Below are 19,825 nucleotides of genomic sequence, written 5' to 3'. Positions count from 1 at the left end.
CCGGTGTTACAGACAAACTAATTCGATGACTATTTATTAAATTTTTTAAACAAAGGTGTCCGCTGCCAAAAATCAGCTTTAACTGTTTGACGTGCACGAGCAATCCCCATTGCATGTTCAGGTACATCATCGGTAATGATTGAGCCGGCTGCTACAAAAGACTCATCCGCAATTTCTACTGGGCTAATAATTTTAGATCCAGATCCGATAAAGGCTCGATCACCAACATTTGAATGCCACTTATTCATGCCATCATAGTTAACAAACACCGTACCAGCACCAATATTAACATCAGTGCCAATTGTCGCATCCCCTAGGTAAGACAAGTGCCCCATTTTTGAACGAGCCCCTAATGTTGCCTTTTTAACCTCAACGAAGTTACCCGCATGTGCTTCTCGATCCAAGAATGCTGCTGGACGTAGATGGGCGAATGGTCCAACCGTTGCTGCCTCACGTACTTCGGCTTCTTCCAGATGACTAGAATCGATTTGAGCATCATCAGCAACAATAGAATCAACAATCGTCGACCCTGATGTCACCACAACACGACGCCCGATTTTGGTTTGCCCTTTTAGATAGACATTTGGTTCAATCAAAGTATCTGCGCCAATTTGCACATCCACATCAATATAAGTATTGGCCGGATCAATCAAAGTAACACCAGCTCGCATATGGACTTCGTTAATTCGTTGGCGCATAATTTGATTTGCTTTGGCTAATGCAACGCGATCATTTACCCCCATTGACTCACCAAAATCACTAATTTGAAAGGCACCAACAGTTTGACCAGACTCACGCAAAATTTCTAACGTGTCTGGGAGGTAATATTCCCCTTGGGCATTGTCATTTGTGACATGTTGCAAGCTTTCAAATAGTAGTTGGTTATCAAAAACATAGACACCAGTATTAACTTCGTCGACCTTTTTCTCATCATCATTAGCGTCTTTTTGCTCAACAATTCGTAATACATTACCTTGTTCGTCACGAATAATGCGACCATAACCAGTTGGATCTGGTGCTTTTGCCGTCAACACCGTGACAGCGTTGTTAGATTGCTCATGATAATTAAATAAATCTTGATAAGTGGTTGCTGTAAACATTGGGGCATCACCTGAAGCAATCAGCGTCATGCCCTGTTCAGCCGCTAATAAAGGTGCAGCCATTTGAATCGCATGACCTGTCCCCAATTGCTGAGTTTGTACTGCAAATTCAGAAGAATCACCTAAAGCGTCTTTCACCTGTTCAGCACCATTACCGATGATGGTAACAGTTTTAGCAACACCTGCTTGTTTTACCGTATCCACCACCAACTGCACCATTGGCTTACCGCCAACTTTATGCAGCACCTTTGGTAAATCAGACTTCATTCGTGTCCCTTTTCCTGCTGCTAAAACAATGACAAATCTTTGCATGACTTCCACCTTAATCTAATACTATTTACTTTCTAATTCTTCTTCAAATTTGGCATAAATTTCATCTGCATAATTTCCAGATGTGACGTTAATAATGCCGTCATCCTTATTGGTATCAACATGAATTAATGATGTATATTCATCAATCACCCGATGCTCAACCCGGCCTTCAGCAACAACGGCAGCGCCAACAACTTGACCCTCGAATTCCTTAACCAAAGAGGCCATCCCACGAATCGTTCCACCGGCTTTCATAAAATCATCAACGATCAAAACTCGTGAACCCATTGGCAAAGAACGTCGAGACAACTCAAGCTTTTCTAAACGTTGTGATTGACCGGTTACATAATTAACGGACATCGTAGGTCCTTCGGTAACCTTTGTATCATTACGTACAATCACAAATGGCACATTTAATTGCTCAGCAACCGCTTGTGCCACCGGCACTCCCTTTGTTGCCGCCGTCATCACAGCATCAATTGGCTCACGCAAATATTGCGTTGCAATCAAACGACCAATGCGTTGCAAGAACCATGGTTGACCTAAAATATCTGAAAGATAGACATAACCGCCAGGTAAGACCCGGGTTTCATCATCGATAGCATTAACTAAAGAATCCACGAACTCCTTAGCATCAGCTTTTGTCATGTATGGTGTAAACCGGGCACCACCAGCAGCACCAGGAATAGTCTCCAAAAGGCCAATACCACGTTCACGGAAAGTCCGCTTTAAAATAGTCAAGTCCTCTGAAATCGATGACTTGGCACTTTCGTATTCTTCAGCAAAATGTGTTAATGAGACTAGAGTACGTGGTCGTTCTAATAGATAACGTGTCATATCTACTAAACGATCGCTTCGACGTGTTTTCATATTTTTATAACCTCGAACGTTCGGTAATTTTTAATTTAATACTAATATTATAACATATTCGTTCATTTTCAGTTTAAAAACACTGATTAAATCCGAAATCAAAGGGCGTTTCCTTTAAAAAAAATAATTTTTTTCGGACGTTCGTGTTTTGTAACTTTATTGCCAGCTAATATCTTGGACCACCTGATCAACCGTTGCATGCAACGCTAACTCATTTATTTCAGGATTATCAAAAACGGGTAACATTTCTGCAAATGTGTTCGGCAACTTAAATTGACCATGCAATAATTGTTCGCGTGTTGTCCAAAATATTTCACCTTCACGCCCAGTTTGAATTTGACCATGATACTGATTTGTTTTATATAAAAAGACAATATAGCGAGCCCCATTTTCTAATGGCCACTCTTTAATACCAACCATCTTCGGTTCTTCAATGATTAGACCCGTTTCTTCATATGCTTCGCGATAGACTGATTGCGTCACCGTTTCACCCACTTCTACATGTCCACCAGGGAAGGTCACTCCTGGCCATGTTGGATTCCGTCGATTCTCAACTAAGATTTCATTCGTTTCAGGATTTTCAATCATAATCATATTAGTCAATTCAATTGGTGTATATCTGGACATAATCGCTCCTTATTATCTTTAAAATACCGTAATCATAAACTGAAAAAGCCATCAATCCACCGATTTGAAGTCAGTAGATTGATGACCTTAAACGTGTTCCAAAAGACTGAAACCGTCTTTTGTCTCAATCTCGGAGGATCAACAGCTTATTTAGTTTTACAAAACAAGTTTAACCCTTAAAAATCCACTCGTTACCATCTTTAGCTAGCAATTCATCAGCTGCAACTGGTCCCATTGAGCCTGAAACATAGTTAGGGAATGATTCTTTCTTTGCATCCCAAGCAGCTTGAATAGCATCAACAAAGCGCCAAGCAGTTCCAACACCATTCCAATCAGCGAAGTTTGAACCATCACCGTTCATCGCATCATGAATCATACGCTCGTATGGTTCAGGTGTGACGGCCTTGTCTTCATCAGAAACTTGCCAATCCAAATCAATGGTACGTGTTGCGAATGATGATGTAATGTCTTTGGCATTAATTTTAAACTCAATACCGCCCTTAGGATCAATCAAAATTGATAGAACTGGGTTGTCTAGTGAGACCCCTTCGCCAAAGATGTTCAAGCCTTTCTTAAAGACCACATCAACACGGGTTGACTTTGCAGCTAGGCGCTTACCTGAACGAATATAGAATGGTACGCCTTCCCAACGTGGCATATCAAATTGCAACTTACCAGCTACATAAGTATTATTTTGTGAATCTGCTGGTACATCTAATTCATCCAAATATTTCTTTTGTGAACCATCTGCTGATTCACCGTATTGACCACGTACAAAGTTAGCAGCTACTTCTTCTGGTGTATTGTAAATCTTCAAAGAATTAAATGCTGCATTCTTAGCAGCTCGAATTTCTTTATCCGTAAATGATGCTGGTTTTTCCATGGCTAACCAACCAATAACTTGCATCGTGTGATTTTGAATCATATCACGTAATGCACCTGCTGTATCATAATATCCAGCACGTTCCTCAACACCCAAAACTTCTGACAAAGTAACTTGAATGTTTTCGATATAATCTTTGTTCCAAGCAGCATCAAATAGTGGGTTTCCAAAACGAACAGCTGCAATATTTTGCACCATCTCCTTACCAAGATAGTGATCAATACGATAAATTTGGTTTTCATCAAATGCTTCTGATAGTTCATTTTGAAGCGCTTCGGCTGTATCATATGATGAACCAAATGGCTTTTCAATCATCAAACGGTTAAATTCACCGTTCTCAGTTAGCAAATTCTCTGACTTCAAATACTTTGCTACTGTGCCAAAGAAGCGTGGTGCAACTGACATATAGAAAATACGGTTGCCCTTCAAACTATACTTGGCATCCAATTCATTATTTAATGAAAGCATGTTTGCATAGCCCGCTTGATCTGTAATGTCTAACTGAATGTAGTAAAAGTGTGAAACAAATTCTTCAGCATTAGCTTGATCTTCAATAAAGTCAGCAATAGATGTGCGAACTAGTTCACGGAATTCATCTGTTGTTAACTCCTGACGAGCAGTTCCAATAATCGCAAAATGTTCTTGTAAGAAACCTTTCTTAAAAAGGTTATAGGTAGATGGATATAGCTTACGCTTTGCTAAATCTCCAGTCCCACCAAAAAACGTCAACAATGTTGTAATTTCTTTAGGCACGATGAATGCTCCTTTACTAGTTAGTTCTTAAAAACAATTTCTTTAAGTTCATCATTTCATTCACAAGTAATTATAAACTTTTTTTCATATTTTTTCTATAAAAATGTAAATCGCTTACAATTTTAAATTTCACCAAAAAATTGTGTCGCTTTGATCGCATTACGCCAGCCTTGGCGCAAATGTTGTCGTTGTTCCTCAGCCAAGCTTGGCTTAAACTGGCGGCCTGCTTGTACATAACGTTGCAAATCAGATAAGTCTTGCCAATAACCAACTGCCAACCCTGCCAAGAAGGCAGCACCAAGTGGCGTTGCATCCTCATCTAATGATCGTTCAATTTCAACATGCGCAATATCTGCCTGAAACTGCATCAGGTATGGATTACGTGAAACAGAACCATCTGCTTTCATTGTGGCTAAATCATAGCCAGAATCTTTCTTCATTGTTGATAGGATGTCGGCTGTTTGATAGGCAATTGATTGCAAAGTTGCCTTCACAAAATCGGCCTTGTTTGTGCCTCTTGTCATACCAAAAACAGTCCCCCGTGCATTAGGATCCCAATAAGGAGCGCCTAACCCATTAAAGGCTGGAATGACATAAATTTCATTTTGATTTGTGGACTCTTCCGCCAATGTCCAGGTATCTAACTGTGTTTCAATTAATCCTAGACGGTCATGTAACCATTGGATGGCTGTTCCAGCAGAGAAAATAGATCCTTCTAGCGCGTACACGGGTTTATCATCAACCTGATAAGCAATGGTCGTTACCAAACGATTATTTGACATCACTGGCTTTTCGCCCGTATTCATAATCATGAACGCCCCAGCACCATACGTATTTTTTACCATCCCTTTCTCAAGGGCTAGTTGTCCCACCATCGAAGCGTTTTGATCACCAATCACACTAGCAATTGGTACTTGACCACCAAAGAACGCCATTGGACTAGTTTGTCCGATGACTTCACTACTATTGTGAACTTCAGGTAACATACTTAAGGGAATGTTGAACATAGCTAATAATTCTTCATCCCAGGCTTGCGTGTGAATATTATATAGCATTGTGCGGGCAGCATTCGTCGCATCAGTTGCATGAACAGCACCATCTGTTAGCTGCCACGTTAACCACGTATCAACTGTTCCAAATACCAAATCACCATTTTCTGCAGCCGCTTGTGCCCCAGGTACTTTATCTAAAATCCAACGAATTTTGGTTGCTGAAAAATAAGCACTCACTGGTAATCCTGTTTTTTGGCGAATCAATTCTGTCTTTTTTGCATCATCGGCAATCTCCTGTGCAATCTCCTGTGATTGCGTTGAAGACCAACTAATTGCATTATAAATTGGCTGACCTGTTTTACGATGCCAAATAATCGTCGTTTCACGCTGGTTTGCAATCCCCAACGCCTTAATTTCGTCCCCTCGAATACCGGCATTGATCAATGCATCAGCAACAGCTGTTTGCGTGGCATGCCAAATATCTAACGGACGCTGCTCTAACCAACCAGTGCTGGGTACAACTGGCGTCATTGGAACCGCGACTGATGTCACCCGTCGTGCATTATGATTAAACACAATTGCTCGTGTACCAGTCGTTCCTTGATCAATTGCTAAAATATATTCTGGTTTCTTAATCGCCATTTTTTATTCCCCAATAATTCTGTATAGATTTGAAACTCATCTCCCTTAAGTATACCAATTCCCACGATTTATGCTAAACTTTTCTAAGGATAAAACAGATAAACATGCGATTTCCACGCATAATACCATATACAAAAGGTACCCCCTGAAAGTATATGGTGTCAAAATTTTTATTTGTACTAATTTACACAATCTATGGAGGATTTATGATAACTCAGTCGTCAACAGACGGCGATGTGCTCAAACCGCAGCACATCGAAATTAAAGCAATCGTTTTATACATAACAACATTTTTTCAATCTACTGGCGCCTCACTAATTTGGCCCATTACCACGCTGTATATGCACAACATACTGCATCAAAGCATGACCATATCTGGCATGGTCGTCATGGGTCTCTCAGTTACAATGATGATTGGTAATTGGTTAGGTGGCCGCCTTTTTGACCATTGGAGTCCTTATAAGGCCATGACCCTCTCTGTTGGTGTCGCATTAGCAACTTTGCTCATGCTCACATTTTGGCATAGTTGGCCAGTCTTCGCGATTTTTATGCTAATACTTGGCTTTGCAGATGGGCTGATTTATACACTATTGAATGCCTACGCCGCAACCATTCAATCTGTCGATACTCGAAAAATTTTTAATTTTCAGTATTTATTCATGAATATCGGTGTCGTTGCTGGTACTGCAATTGTTGGCTTTCTTTTTGATTACGGTGTTAAATATGTGTTTGGTGGCGCATCCACCATGTATCTAGTATTTTTTGCCTTAGTTGTTAAATATTTCAATATAAAAGGGTTAGCCAAGCAAAGTGCGCGTGCTGCTGCACGTGCTGCCAAAAGCACATTCAAAACGCCAATTGTTATCTATGCCATTTTAGGTCTAGCCTTTGCTTTTTATATGTCATATATTTTATGGGAAACAGTGATTGCGACTCACATGACCGATTTGGGGATGACAACCAAAGATTATTCGTTCTTATGGACATTAAACGGTATTATCATCATTTTCGGCCAAGGTCTATTAAATCGTATCATTGTATACCTGCCATTACGATTGACTGTCTTAGGTGGCTCTACCTTGTTTGCCATATCCTTTTTAGTCTTAATTCAAGCAAAAACATATCCAATGTTTATTGCTAGTTTTATGATTTTAACCATCGGTGAAATTTTTGCTAGTCCTCAAATTCCGGCATGGATTGACAAACTTAGTGACCCAAATGCCAAAGGACATGCCCAAGGATTATTAACAATGATTGTTTCTTTAGGTCGAGCTATCGGCCCACTTTATGGCGGTTTGCTAATTGATAGTGGTTCTTATAAAATTCTCTTTGCATCAGTATTTGGTATCATGATATTCTTTGTCTGCTTAACTTTAATATTAAATACATTTCATTTAAAAAAATAATTTAGAGCATTTTTAAAGGCCCGCAGTCTACCGATTTGAAATTGGTAAACTGCGGGCCTTTTAAACTTGTTCCAAAAGACCGAAGTCTCGCTGTAACAACAATTATTAACTTATGATAACCGAATTAACTTTTCGGCATTAATTGCGTAAATGAATCGTTTAGGCATTGGTAATCCCATTGCTACCAATGCTTGCGCATAGATGTTTAATTGTCCAGCATAGCGTTTTGTTAAAATGTTCGTTGCTGCTTGTTGAGATACATGGTCTGTTTTATAATCAAACAACCAAATTTCATCATCTACTTGGAAATAACCGTCAATAATTCCATGCACTAACACTTTATCATCACCATCAAAGGCACGATATAACCGCTTAGCATCTAATAGCAATGAAAATGGGACTTCTCGTCGTAACGAATCCGCATGTTGAATCATTTGTTTGCCAAGTGGCGAGTCATTAAAGAATCTACCAATTTTATCGACCGAAATTAATGGTGCAATTTTATCATCAATTAACTTTTCGTTTACTAACTGTTGAATGAGCGTTCTAATGACTACTTCAGTTGGGACACCCTTTGTAAGATCAAGGCGCTGCATAACTAAATGGGTCGCCGTTCCAATTGCAGCCGAAGATAATCGTGTTGCGGATTCTTGCATGAAATCGGGTTCAGGTAATTCCTCATCAGTCATACGTAAACCAGCTAAATCATCCGTCACCAAACGTCGGTCTAACAATTGACGACCTTCAGCCAAATCAGGATCTTCAAATAATCGTTTAATTTCTGATACAGATTGATAGGCCGTTGCTCGGGTGGCAGTTTCATACGGATACGCAAATTGGAGCACAGATTGCCAATCAGCGTGTTCCTCTGCCGATGTTTCTGTAACATCTTTTGTATCAACTATATCATCGCTAAGTGGCTGATAATTTGCTACACGATTGACTAAATCCTGCGTGTTGATAACCTCTAGCTCAAATGCAAACGCATTTTTAGGTGTCTTTGTCCGTATCTCATCAAATTGCATGACGTCATTTACATCATAACCACGTAATGGCGCGAATTGTTCTGGCGCTTGGGGATGGCGGATTAAGGTCATCCCCAACAAGTCCATAAATGATTTACCGGCTAAACGAATTGTATCTGGCAACATCCACTCTGTGACACCAGCACTTTGTTGCCAAGTTTGCCACAATTTATCGACATTATCATAAGCACCAACAATAAACAATTGCTGCTCCGCACGGGTTAAAGCAACATACAAGACACGCAATTGTTCAGCATATGCATTTTGTCGTTTCACTTGTGCAATATACTCATGTTGCGGTGTAATTAATTTCAAGTGATGTTGTAAATCAACATAATTCATCCCACCGCCAGCTTGCGCATCGAGAATAATACTTCCTTGTGTTTCCCTTTGACTGATCATTGTACGGGTCGCATTTAACAGAAAAACAATTGGAAATTCCAATCCCTTAGAATGATGAATCGTCATTAAGGACACACTGTCTTGTGCCACATTGGCATCTGCTTCACCTAAATCTTTATCGTGACTTTGTAGCTGTGTCACGTAATTAATAAATTGATATAAACCAACAAAACTACTCTTTTGATACGCTGATGCACGATCATATAGTGCATGCAAATTTGCTTGTCGTTGCGCACCTGAAGGCAACCCACCAACATAATCCAACCAACCTGTCCGATTATAGATAGCCCACAACAATGTGACAATTTGATTTTGCACGGCCAAATCACGAAATACTGCTAAATCTGCTAAGAAACGTTGTACTTGTGTTTGCGTGTTTTTCACTAATACTGGCGAAATATCGCCAATCGTATCGCTTTCGTCATCGTTTGCTAAATTCTTGACTGCAGTATAAAAATCTTCTTCTGGTGTTTGTGCACGAATAAGTGCCAAGCCATTTTCCCCAATATCATACAATGGCGAACGTAACACAGCTACCAATGGAATATCCTGATGTGGATTATCAATTACTTGTAGGAAACTCATAATCACTGAAATTTCAGTGGTTTGAAAATAATTCTCAGTCCCATCAATCATGATAGGAATATTCATTTCACGAAAGACATCTAAGACATCTAAATTTTGTCCTTTCGTTGGTACCAATATGGTCATGTCGCCGTAATTGACGGGGCGCTTCTTTTGCGCTTGCCGATCAAAAATTTCAAATTTTGATTGAATCAATTCTTGAATTTTCAACGCTGTCAATCGAATTTGCCCAGTTGCTTTGGTATAAGGTGCATCAGAGGCTAGCGTGTCCGCTTCTGCATCTACTTCTGCATCAGCAAGCGACTCATCTTGATTTGTATCATCTAAATAAAGCAATAATTCTGCTTTTTTAGGTAACTCCTCAGGATAATAATCTGCACCAGCAACTAATTCGGCTTCACCAGTATATTCAATATCTCCCAATGAACGACTCATAGCTTGCGCAAAAATATAGTTAATAAAATTCGTCACATTGGGTTGTGAACGGAAATTCTCCTGAAGTGTAATCACCTCACTAATTGTATCCGATGGATATGTGGCAAGTTTACCCGCAAATAATGTTGGATCAGCTTGCCGAAATTTATAAATGGATTGCTTAATATCACCAACCTGAAACAAATTATCACCCGAAGTAATCTCATGCAAAATCGCTTCCTGTAATTGATTCGTATCCTGGTATTCGTCAACCATAATTTCAGTGTAACGTTCTTGCAATTCAGCCTTTACTTTTTCCTGACTAACGATATGCAAGGCAAAGTGCTCTAAATCATTAAAATCTAATACTTTTCGTCGTAATTTTTCAGTTAAGAAGTCTGTGCTAAAGTCTTTCGTTAACTTCACCAAACGGTCAATCACCATGCCAGCACCTTCAATCGCTAACACCAAACCTGCTTGGTCTAATACAAAATATTTTTCCAGTACTATCGTAAATCTTTTCTTTAGTGCTTCACGTTCATCTTTAACTCGATCCCAAGCTATTTTTAATGCAGGATCATGCTTTTTTGTGAAATTTTTACGTTTCCCTTGTGTATCAACCCCCCAACTCATCAAATCAATGTGTTTGATAGTTTGTTGCACCGTATTCCAATCATTGGCTTCATTTTGTACCAATGTCAATGCTTGTTGATAGGCAGTTTCATCAGATTGTAAATTTAATAACCGATTAACTGCTGGCGCCTCATCCATCGTATCTGGAGCCTGTGCAACCAACTTTGCAGCCCTATCAACAATGCCCTGTAATTCTTTTAAAATTTGTGGCTTTAACTGCGCTTGGTAAAATTGGCTACTTGTAAAATCTTCCTGATCAACCTGATATAAATCCGATAAATGATCCAGCCAGTTAACTGTATCTGGACGAGCAGTCGCAAAATCATACAGAGAAAAAGTTGCTTCTTGTAACGCCCTATCATCTGTTGTACTCGTCGTAAATTGCGCTGCGAACGTTGCGAAAGCATGTTGTTCATTATCATTAGCATACTGTTCTTCTAATAAAGTGTTGTATACCTCTAACATGACCAAAGTACGTTCTGCATCATCCATCAACCGAAATTGTGGATCTAAGTCAATTGTATAGTGATATTGTTCAATTAACCGTAGCGCAAACGCATGCAAGGTCGAAATATTAGCAATATTCAATAGCCGTAGCTGTTTTAAAAGATGTTGTCGCTGTTCACCAACACTTGCTATAAGTTCTGAACGAATGGCACTTTCTAAACGTTCTTTCATTTCACTGGCAGCTGCTTCTGTAAACGTAACAATCAAAAACTCATTAACATTTTCACCAGCCAATAGTCGTTGCATCACACGTTCAACCAAAACACGGGTTTTCCCAGAACCTGCAGAAGCTGATACCAACACATTACGTCCCTTTGTTTTAATGGCTGCTGATTGAGAATCAGTAAATTTCATTATTTTTGACCCTCCTCTGGTTCCTGATGATGTTTTTGAATAAATCGTGACATCGCCTCTAATGCTGCACTCACCGATAATTTTTCAAGATTGTTATAACGATTGCCCATCATGGCATCAAACATCATAATTGGTTTATAAGGTGAATATATTAATCCTGTACTTGCTGTACCATCTCGGAATGGGTATAGCGGAAAAGTTCCTTCTAAAATTCGTTCAGCAATATCTTTGATTTTGTATTCATTGAATTGTAGCAAGGTCGCTAACGTATCATCCGAAACAACATCCGCTGTCTTCTTGAACGAGTTATCTTTTTTCCGATCAATAGCGTATGGTGCAACAATATCAGGTGTACTTTCTAAGCGGGAAATATAGTCGTCATTTGTACGCAAAACACCCCGATAACGGCCTTGTTCAATTGCTTGTTTATCAGCTGCTGATTGCAACTGTTGTAATGTATCACCTGTCAAATCATTCATGCTGATCCATGGGTTCTGAAGCGTCCAGAATAGAGCGCCACCCATTTCACCAGTTGGTAAAACATCTTTATTCATTAACATCGCTGTCCAATAGGTCATTAATTGCAACTCTAGACCGGCATACGCTTTACTATAATCAAACACACGCTTACTTGACTTGTAATCGACAATCGTCAAGAAGTTGCCCGCATTCGTTTCAACTAAATCGTAACGATCAACTTTTCCCCGGACTTTAACACGACCAAATGGCATGTCATATTCGACTGGTTTTAATTGACTTTGTGGCAGACCAAACCCGGCTTCCACACCAATTGTATGAACCCCACCATCAAGCAGCTGCCCGCGTTTCATACTGATCATCGTTTCATGAACCTGTACAGCAAGTTGTTGCGTCAAGAAACGCATCCGTGATGAACTATTAAAAATATCATACGTTGGATCATCACTTGTCAGCAGTCCCTGCAAAATATCCTGTTCTAGTTGGCGTAATTGGTCATCCGTTAATGCTCCTAATACTTGTTGTTTTGTTACCAATGTTTGGAAAAGTTGCTCCAACATGGCATGCATCAAGGTACCTTTTTCAGCAGGCGTTAATTGTAATACTTGTCGTTCCTGTAGTCGCAACCCATATTGCAAGAAAAATTCATAAGGGTTACGTGAATAACTTTCTAAACGTGAAATTGAAGCCTTTAAGTCATGTCCAAAAAGCGTATTTACTAGTACCGGTTGTAACTTTTCTGGTTCATTTTGATAATGTAAACTACCCAACAAATGTTGCAATTGATATGGTGCTATTTTTTGTACTTGTTGCATCAAATTACGCCAAGCACCGCTCAACTGTCCGTCAACCGTCCCACGTTGTTTCGCTTGTCGATTAGCAATAATAATTTGCGCAATCGTACTTGTTGGTGTCCCAACATAATCATCAACGTGGTGACTCATTGGATCTGGTAAAGCATCAAATTGCACTAGCGGTAGTTGGAACTGCTTTTGGATACGATTCACATAGGTTGATGGTTGCTGTGAACCATCCCCATCACTAGTTGCGTATGTCCATATTAACCTTTGATTCGCTACCATCATTGCGCGATACATCAACAAAGACTCTTGAGCCATTTGTTGTTCTGACGTTTCTTTCAAAAAAACATTATCTGGCAAAGTTGGCTGTAGTATTGCTCGATCACCATCATGCAAGATTGCTTTAATACGGGTTACAGCCGGTAAATTGTGATTTGTCGCTCCGAATACAATAACCGTTTCGTACCCGGTCCGTTGCACAATACCACTCTCAGAAATGTGTACTTGATCCATCGTTGCTGGAATACCAGCATACTTGGCACTATCAAAAGCAGCTGTAAAAACATCTTGAAGCACTTCAAGTGTCATGACTTCTGAATCAAATACCTGGACAAAATCATCCAAAATGCTAATAAAAACGCGCCAAACTTGTTCCGGTTGTTGCGCAGACCACAAATTGCCCTGTTCAATAGCATTATCTCGCCAGTTAATTAGGCGTTTTTGAATGCCGATTTGCGTTATAAAATTATATAATTCACGTGCCATTTCACACGCAGTCGGTGCCTGTTGCAAATGATGTAAAAATGGTGCAACAGTCTGGCTAATTTGATCATGAATCATGGCTAACTGCGCATCTTTACTTGCAACACGTTCACGAGTCACCTCATCATCACTCGTTAGCGCCTGGCGGTCATATTGCCACGGCGTTTTATCAGTCCATTGCCACCCCGCAATATTTTTTGCCAACACATAATTTTCAGTTTCTGCAAGAGCTTCACGGTAATCCGCCAATAAAACACCATCTGGTATTAGCAATTCAGTTTTTAAAAGACCCATGACATCCGTCATTGTATATGCTGGGGCTAAATGTAGTAATTTATCCAAAAAGGCAACCAAAGGATGCGCTGACATCGGTCGGTCTAAATCCATAAATATTGGAATTTCATAACGTGCAAAAACTGCTGGCATGATATTTTCATACTGACCTAAATCGCGTGTCATGAGTAAATAATCACGATATCGATGCTTACCGGCAGCGACTTCTTGACGAATCAAACGCGCCATCTGTTCTACTTCCTGATAACGAGTATGTGTTTGCCAAATTTCAATTGCACCATGCGCATCATATGAATCACGGATAATTCCTTGTTGCTCATATTTAATCCAGAAATCTTCAACAGCTAACATGCCTGGACTCATTTTACGCTGCGCCTCAATCGTATTTGCGATCACAGGTATCTTATGCATCACCGCAGCATCACGTAATTGTCGCCCAAGATTCTTAGGTCGATAAAATAAATCATTTTCAGAAATTGCTGATTCCGTTAAACTAGCTGACCCATCATCTGCTGGTAAGGCAACAGTGACACCGCCTGCGTAAGTAATCAATGCTTCAACCAACCCGCGTTCAGGTGATGTCATTTGTGAATAATCATTGATAAAGAAATAATGGTGTGAAATGTCTGTTTTTTCTGTCGCCAGATACACTTTTAACGCCAATAATAAATCACTACTTAAATACTGACCACGCTGCGCTAATTCATCTTCCAATGACTGACCGATAGTTGCTAAATCGTATAACTTCATCTGTAAGGTTTCTTGATTTGTTAATTTATCAGCAATGTCTGTCACATCATCCCATGATAAACCAGATTGTTTTAACTCTAATAATTGCGTCGTAAATTGTCCAATAAACCCCTGTTTAGTTAATAAATTACCATACAACTTCAATTCTGCTTTATGTTGTTGCAATAATGTTTGCACCAACATTGTCAATCCGTTTTGTGATAGATTAGCTTGTTGATAAATTGGATCATTTTGCATGTAGTACCATGCTAAACGACTTAATGAAAAAACCGACACATTAGGTACAGCAATCGCTGCCCCATGTCTTCCTGATAATGTTGCTAATCTTGTCAAAACATTTATTTCTGTTTCAAATTTGATATGATTTGGGACAATATAAAATACCTGCGCTTGTTCATCTGTCGCTAAAACCTGCTGAACTCGCTGCAATAATGCCAATTCATGATCAGCACTTGATCGACCGAATAATAATTCTAACGCCATTTGTTGCCTCCAATATCACTAGTTCTTGCTACTATTTTACCAGTTATCACCAAATATTTTTGCGTTGACTTTTGAAACACGTTTAAGAGGGAGTGTGACAAAAGTTGTTTTGGAACCGGTGTGTAACTTAATATAAAAAAGTTGGCACAAAAAATGCACCAACCTTTTAACTAAAAATATATTAATATTATCGACAAAGACGCCAGATCGACTCAGCAAATATTGCCATAGCACGAGTTAAATTAGCCACTGGCGTAAATTCATTGGCTTGATGACTGGTAACTTTAACATCGGGGAATTGACCACCAAATGCAACGCCTCGCTTTAATAACCTAGCGTAAGATCCCCCATTTGAAGTTCGAGGTGGCAAATATTGTCCCGTTTGTTCAGCATAGACAGCAGAAAGTGTCTTTACTAACTCATCATCAGCAGCAACCAGATGAGGTGGCATACCAGCTTGAACGACCGTGACATCAGCCATTAGGTCCCCCAAATGTCGTTGTACTTGTGTGACAATCGCTTGGATGTTTACACCTTTGGGATATCGGAAGTTTAGCAGTATTGTTCCCTGACCACGATGACTGTACCGCATTACCCCGACATTTAACGTTAAATCTCCCATTTCTTTATCATGGTACGCGAGTCCCAAATTTTTTGCATAAATATCCCGATGAACTGTTGTCCCTAAAAAGTTCAAAAAAGCATGGGCATCCCCACCAAATGGATATTGTTGTAAAAATTGCGCTAAATAAGTACCTGCATTTTTGCCATCAGCTGGATATGCACCATGGGCCTGCACACCAAATAGTGTTAACCGCACCGTTTCACCAGCTTGCTGCACGTTACCCTCTAAGAATGGATATTGTTTTAAAAAATTTGCAAAATCTTCGGCAATCAACATTCCCTGTGGTACATTGATTCTGGCTTTCGCTTCTCCCGGTACAACATTTGCTCGACTACCAGACATGAAACGCTCGAGAATATATGGTCCTTCAGAAACACTGGGGAACCGTAATTGCACCGTCTGAAACGCCTTCTCACCATTAACGACCGGAAAAGCACCATCTGGTGAAAAGCCAAATGTTGGTTCACCTTCTTGTGCAAGATAACGTGGGATATCACGCCACCCATTTTCTTCATCAGTACCGATAATTAATCGCACTTTTCGTTGCAACACTCGCCCTTGATCAGCAAGCATCTTTAAGGCGTAATAAGCAGACATCAAGTCCGCCTTCATATCTGCCGCCCCACGGCCAAAGTATAAACCATCTAAAATTTCCGGATTAAACGGCTGACGTAACCAGCCATCACCAGCTGGCACAACATCGATGTGTGTTAGTATCCCTAACGTTTCTGGTGCATAAGCTGGTCCAAATTCAATCCACGTCACCATATTATCGACCCGCCCATAGCGGAACCCATCTCGATTAGCAAATTCTTCCATTTTAGATAGTGCCCGAACCATATCAATACCGAAAGGCGTCTGTGGTGTTTGTGTTTTCGAATCCAAAACTGAAGGGATTCGTATAATTTGATTTAAATCATTAATTAAATCCGTCTCATACTGCTTTGCTTGTATTGTCCACGACATATCACTCGACCTCTAATCAAAATCTAATAGAGCCAGTGTACCGCGTTTTATGAGAAGTGACAATATAGCGTACTACTGCTGTCGCTTATGTTCATAATAATAGAACACAGGTAATCCAATAAGAACTAAAATAATTGAAATGACTGCCCCTGAGAAATCGTTGATAACCGTTGAACCAATCACAAATAGTGCACCAACAATGGCCACTAATGGCGTGATTGGGAATAGCGGTGTTTTGAATAATGTTGCTGGATCAACATTTTTATCAAGTGTCTGATGACGTAAAATAAAGACACCAAAGAACGCTGCAGTATAAAAAATCCAAATTGTAAAAATAGCAATATCTGATAAACGATCAACACCATTCGTGTAAACAATTGCTAGGGCAATCGTCATTAATGCAACCGTTAAAATTGCGTTTGTTGGTTCTTGTGTTTTACGAGTCAGTTTTGATAAATATTTTGGAAACAACCCATCAAGTGACATAGCATAAGCCATTCGTGGGAAGGAAATCATCTTACCATTCAGTGTACCTAACATCGAGATGATAATGGCAATACTTAATGCACGACCACCAAAGTCACCAAAGGCTGCTCGAACAACCGCAAATGTCGCATTATTCTGTAATGCCACGATTCGATCAGATGGTAAAGCATGATAAACACCAAATGAAACACCAACATAAGCAACCACAATCAAACTGACACCACCAACAATCGATCGTGGCAAATCACGACGTGGATTCTTTAATTCACCAGCAATATTTGCCAAAAGAATCCAACCATCATAAGCAAACAAAGTGGCAAGAATCGCCATACCAAAACCACCACCATGCGAAACAGTTTCTGAAACAGTCTGACCTAGTGCATTAACCTTGCCAAAGAATAAACCGTAAATAATTAAAATAGCAATCGGAATTAATTTAATTGATGTTGTAATGACTTGGAAACTGGCAGCGACACGATTCTCAAAGAGGTTAATCCCCGCAATAAAAGCAACATAAATAACGGCGATCCAAGTTGCCGAACTTGTTGGTAAGCCGAGAAAGTTAGCGGTCAAGAACGCTGCATAGCCCGCAATTGAAGCAATAACAGCGGGGGCGTAAATAACTACTTGCATCCAACCAGTTAAAAATCCAGCAACCGGTCCATATAGTGACTCAATATAGCTATATAAGCCACCTGTCTTCGGTAAACGGGCACCAATTTCAGCAATTGTTAGTCCGGCAGCCAATGTAATCACACCACCAGTCAACCAGGCTAACAACCCCAATGTTGATGAGCCAGCCGTTTGCAGGACACCAGCTTGTTTAAAGAAGATTCCTGATCCAATGACTGTTCCAATCACCAACGACAACCCAGACCAAATTCCCATCGAGCGTTTTAATTCAACTTTCTGCGGCATAAATATTCTCCTAATTCAAAATTTCAACAAAAAAAGCAGTCATCCAATTTAGTAATTGGTTGACTGCTTCGTATGTTCTCACAGTTTAAGCGTTGTAAAAACGCCCAATCACTAATTGTGTTGAGTTCAAACGATTATTATTATTATTGTTAATAAAATCAAACATTTGATAGACTCTCCTCAATTAATGTACGCTTTTTACTTTCGCTAGATAAATACTAGCATACTTTAAACTGCAAAACAATATGGTTTCTTATTGTTTATTAATTTATGCTTCGTCATACCATGAATAATGGTACATTTCACCTGCTGGCTTATCAACTCGCTCATAAGTATGTGCCCCAAAGTAGTCACGCTGTGCCTGAATAAGGTTAGCTGGCAAAACTGGTGAACGATATGAATCATAGTAAGCTACTGCAGCTGATAATGATGGTACTGGTACCCCAGCTGCTGTCGCCAAAGCAATCACACGACGAGCAGATGCTTGATATGATTCGGCAATTTGCTTAAAGTAAGGTGCTAATAACAAGTTGTGTAAGTCTGGCTTTTCATCGTAAGCATCAGTGATGCGTTGCAAGAACTGTGCACGAATGATTGCCCCTGCACGCCATAACTGTGCTAACTCGCCAAATGGCAATGACCAATCGTAGTGATCTGATGCCATACGTAATTGATCAAATCCTTGTGCATATGACATGACCTTACCAAAATAAAGTGCCTGACGAATGTCCTCAACGGTAGCTGCAACATCACCATCAAAGTCATAGTCTGGACCAACTAGGACATCAGCTGCTGCTAAACGATCGGTCTTTAATGCTGAAATATAACGGGCGTAAACAGATTCTGTAATCAAGGATTGTGGTGCACCAACTTCCAAAGCTGATTGTGATGACCACTTTCCAGTTCCCTTATTGCCTGCGCGATCTAAAATCATATCAACCATTGGCTTACCTGAACCGAGATCATCATCACGTGTCAGAATATCCGCAGTAATTTCAATAAGATATGAGTCTAACTCGCCCTTATTCCAGTCTGCAAATGTCTTAGCCAACCCATCTTTGTCTAACTTTAATACACGCTTTAAGATGTCATATGATTCTGCAATTAATTGCATGTCACCATACTCAATACCATTGTGGACCATTTTGACGTAGTGACCGGCACCATTTGGTCCAATGTAGGTTACGGTTGGCTTGCCATCTTCTGGTGCCTTGGCAGCAATTTCTTTCAAAATTGGTTCCACTAAATCATAAGCCTCACGTTGACCACCAGGCATCATTGAGGGTCCCTGCAAAGCACCTAGCTCACCACCGGAAACACCCATACCAATAAAGTTGATGCCTGACTTTTCTAATTTATTAGAACGACGAATGGTATCCTCAAAGAAAGTATTACCGCCATCAATTAAAATGTCACCCTTATCTAGATAAGGTAACAATTCTTCAATGACTGCATCGGTTCCGGCACCAGCCTTTACCATCAATAAAATCCGTCGTGGCTTTTGGATAGAGGCCACAAATTCCTCGATTGAATAACTTGGCACAAATCCTGAATCGGGATGCTTCTCAACCAAATCATCTGTACGTCTGGACGTTCGATTGTACAAAGCCACCTTATAACCTCGTGAAGCCACATTTAAAGCCAAATTACGACCCATAACGGCTAAGCCAACGACACCAAACTCTGCAGTTGTCATATTAATATTCCCCCTATAAATTGACAAAAAACATTCTGTAGCTATCAGTGTAACCCGAAAATC

General features: G+C 40.0%; 11 protein-coding genes. 1 reads left to right on the top strand and 10 read right to left on the bottom strand.

Features of this window, described 5'->3' with window-relative positions:
* Positions 1-29 precede the first annotated feature (29 nt).
* The 5 genes from glmU to glpK form a co-directional block, all read right to left on the bottom strand.
* Positions 30-1,412, bottom strand: a complete 1,383-nt coding sequence (gene glmU, locus QRX23_RS01230; RefSeq protein ID WP_330155656.1) for a bifunctional UDP-N-acetylglucosamine diphosphorylase/glucosamine-1-phosphate N-acetyltransferase GlmU — start codon at positions 1,410-1,412, stop codon at positions 30-32.
* Between the two features lie 21 nt (positions 1,413-1,433).
* On the bottom strand, positions 1,434-2,282 hold the full coding sequence (purR, locus tag QRX23_RS01225) for a pur operon repressor (RefSeq protein WP_002828743.1): 849 nt from the start codon (positions 2,280-2,282) through the stop codon (positions 1,434-1,436).
* A 156-nt stretch (positions 2,283-2,438) separates the two neighbouring features.
* Positions 2,439-2,909, bottom strand: coding sequence for an 8-oxo-dGTP diphosphatase (locus QRX23_RS01220; RefSeq protein ID WP_330155655.1), 471 nt, complete (start codon positions 2,907-2,909; stop codon positions 2,439-2,441).
* A 169-nt stretch (positions 2,910-3,078) separates the two neighbouring features.
* Positions 3,079-4,545 (bottom strand): glucose-6-phosphate dehydrogenase, encoded by a 1,467-nt coding sequence (gene zwf, locus QRX23_RS01215; RefSeq protein ID WP_216814131.1) that lies wholly within the window; start codon positions 4,543-4,545, stop codon positions 3,079-3,081.
* Positions 4,546-4,667: 122 nt separating this feature from the next.
* Entirely contained in the window at positions 4,668-6,179 is a 1,512-nt protein-coding gene (gene glpK, locus QRX23_RS01210; RefSeq protein ID WP_330155654.1) for a glycerol kinase GlpK, read from the bottom strand.
* Positions 6,180-6,385: 206 nt separating this feature from the next.
* Here glpK and QRX23_RS01205 point away from each other — a divergent pair, with 206 nt between their 5' ends.
* Positions 6,386-7,585, top strand: a complete 1,200-nt coding sequence (locus tag QRX23_RS01205) for an MFS transporter (protein WP_330155653.1) — start codon at positions 6,386-6,388, stop codon at positions 7,583-7,585.
* A gap of 110 nt (positions 7,586-7,695) precedes the next feature.
* Here QRX23_RS01205 and addA read toward each other — a convergent pair whose 3' ends face one another.
* The 5 genes from addA to gndA form a co-directional block, all read right to left on the bottom strand.
* Positions 7,696-11,505, bottom strand: a complete 3,810-nt coding sequence (gene addA / locus QRX23_RS01200; protein ID WP_330155652.1) for a helicase-exonuclease AddAB subunit AddA — start codon at positions 11,503-11,505, stop codon at positions 7,696-7,698.
* Positions 11,505-15,071, bottom strand: coding sequence for a PD-(D/E)XK nuclease family protein (locus QRX23_RS01195; RefSeq protein ID WP_330155651.1), 3,567 nt, complete (start codon positions 15,069-15,071; stop codon positions 11,505-11,507). The genes addA and QRX23_RS01195 overlap by 1 nt, the downstream gene beginning before the upstream one ends.
* Positions 15,072-15,258: 187 nt before the next feature.
* The gene (gene pepV / locus QRX23_RS01190; protein WP_330155650.1) at positions 15,259-16,662 is read right to left on the bottom strand and encodes a dipeptidase PepV; all 1,404 of its coding nucleotides are present in this window, start codon (positions 16,660-16,662) and stop codon (positions 15,259-15,261) included.
* A 72-nt stretch (positions 16,663-16,734) separates the two neighbouring features.
* On the bottom strand, positions 16,735-18,066 hold the full coding sequence (locus tag QRX23_RS01185) for an APC family permease (protein ID WP_330155649.1): 1,332 nt from the start codon (positions 18,064-18,066) through the stop codon (positions 16,735-16,737).
* Positions 18,067-18,334: 268 nt separating this feature from the next.
* Positions 18,335-19,762 carry an NADP-dependent phosphogluconate dehydrogenase gene (gene gndA, locus QRX23_RS01180; protein ID WP_330155648.1) on the bottom strand — a complete coding sequence of 476 codons (1,428 nt, stop codon included), beginning with the start codon at positions 19,760-19,762 and terminating at the stop codon, positions 18,335-18,337.
* Positions 19,763-19,825 lie beyond the last annotated feature (63 nt).

Origin of the sequence: Weissella paramesenteroides (assembly GCF_036327715.1) — a bacterium.
Lineage (GTDB): Bacteria > Bacillota > Bacilli > Lactobacillales > Lactobacillaceae > Weissella > Weissella paramesenteroides.
The sequence above is the reverse complement of the archived record's forward strand: the minus strand, read 5'-3'. Positions and strand labels throughout refer to the sequence as shown.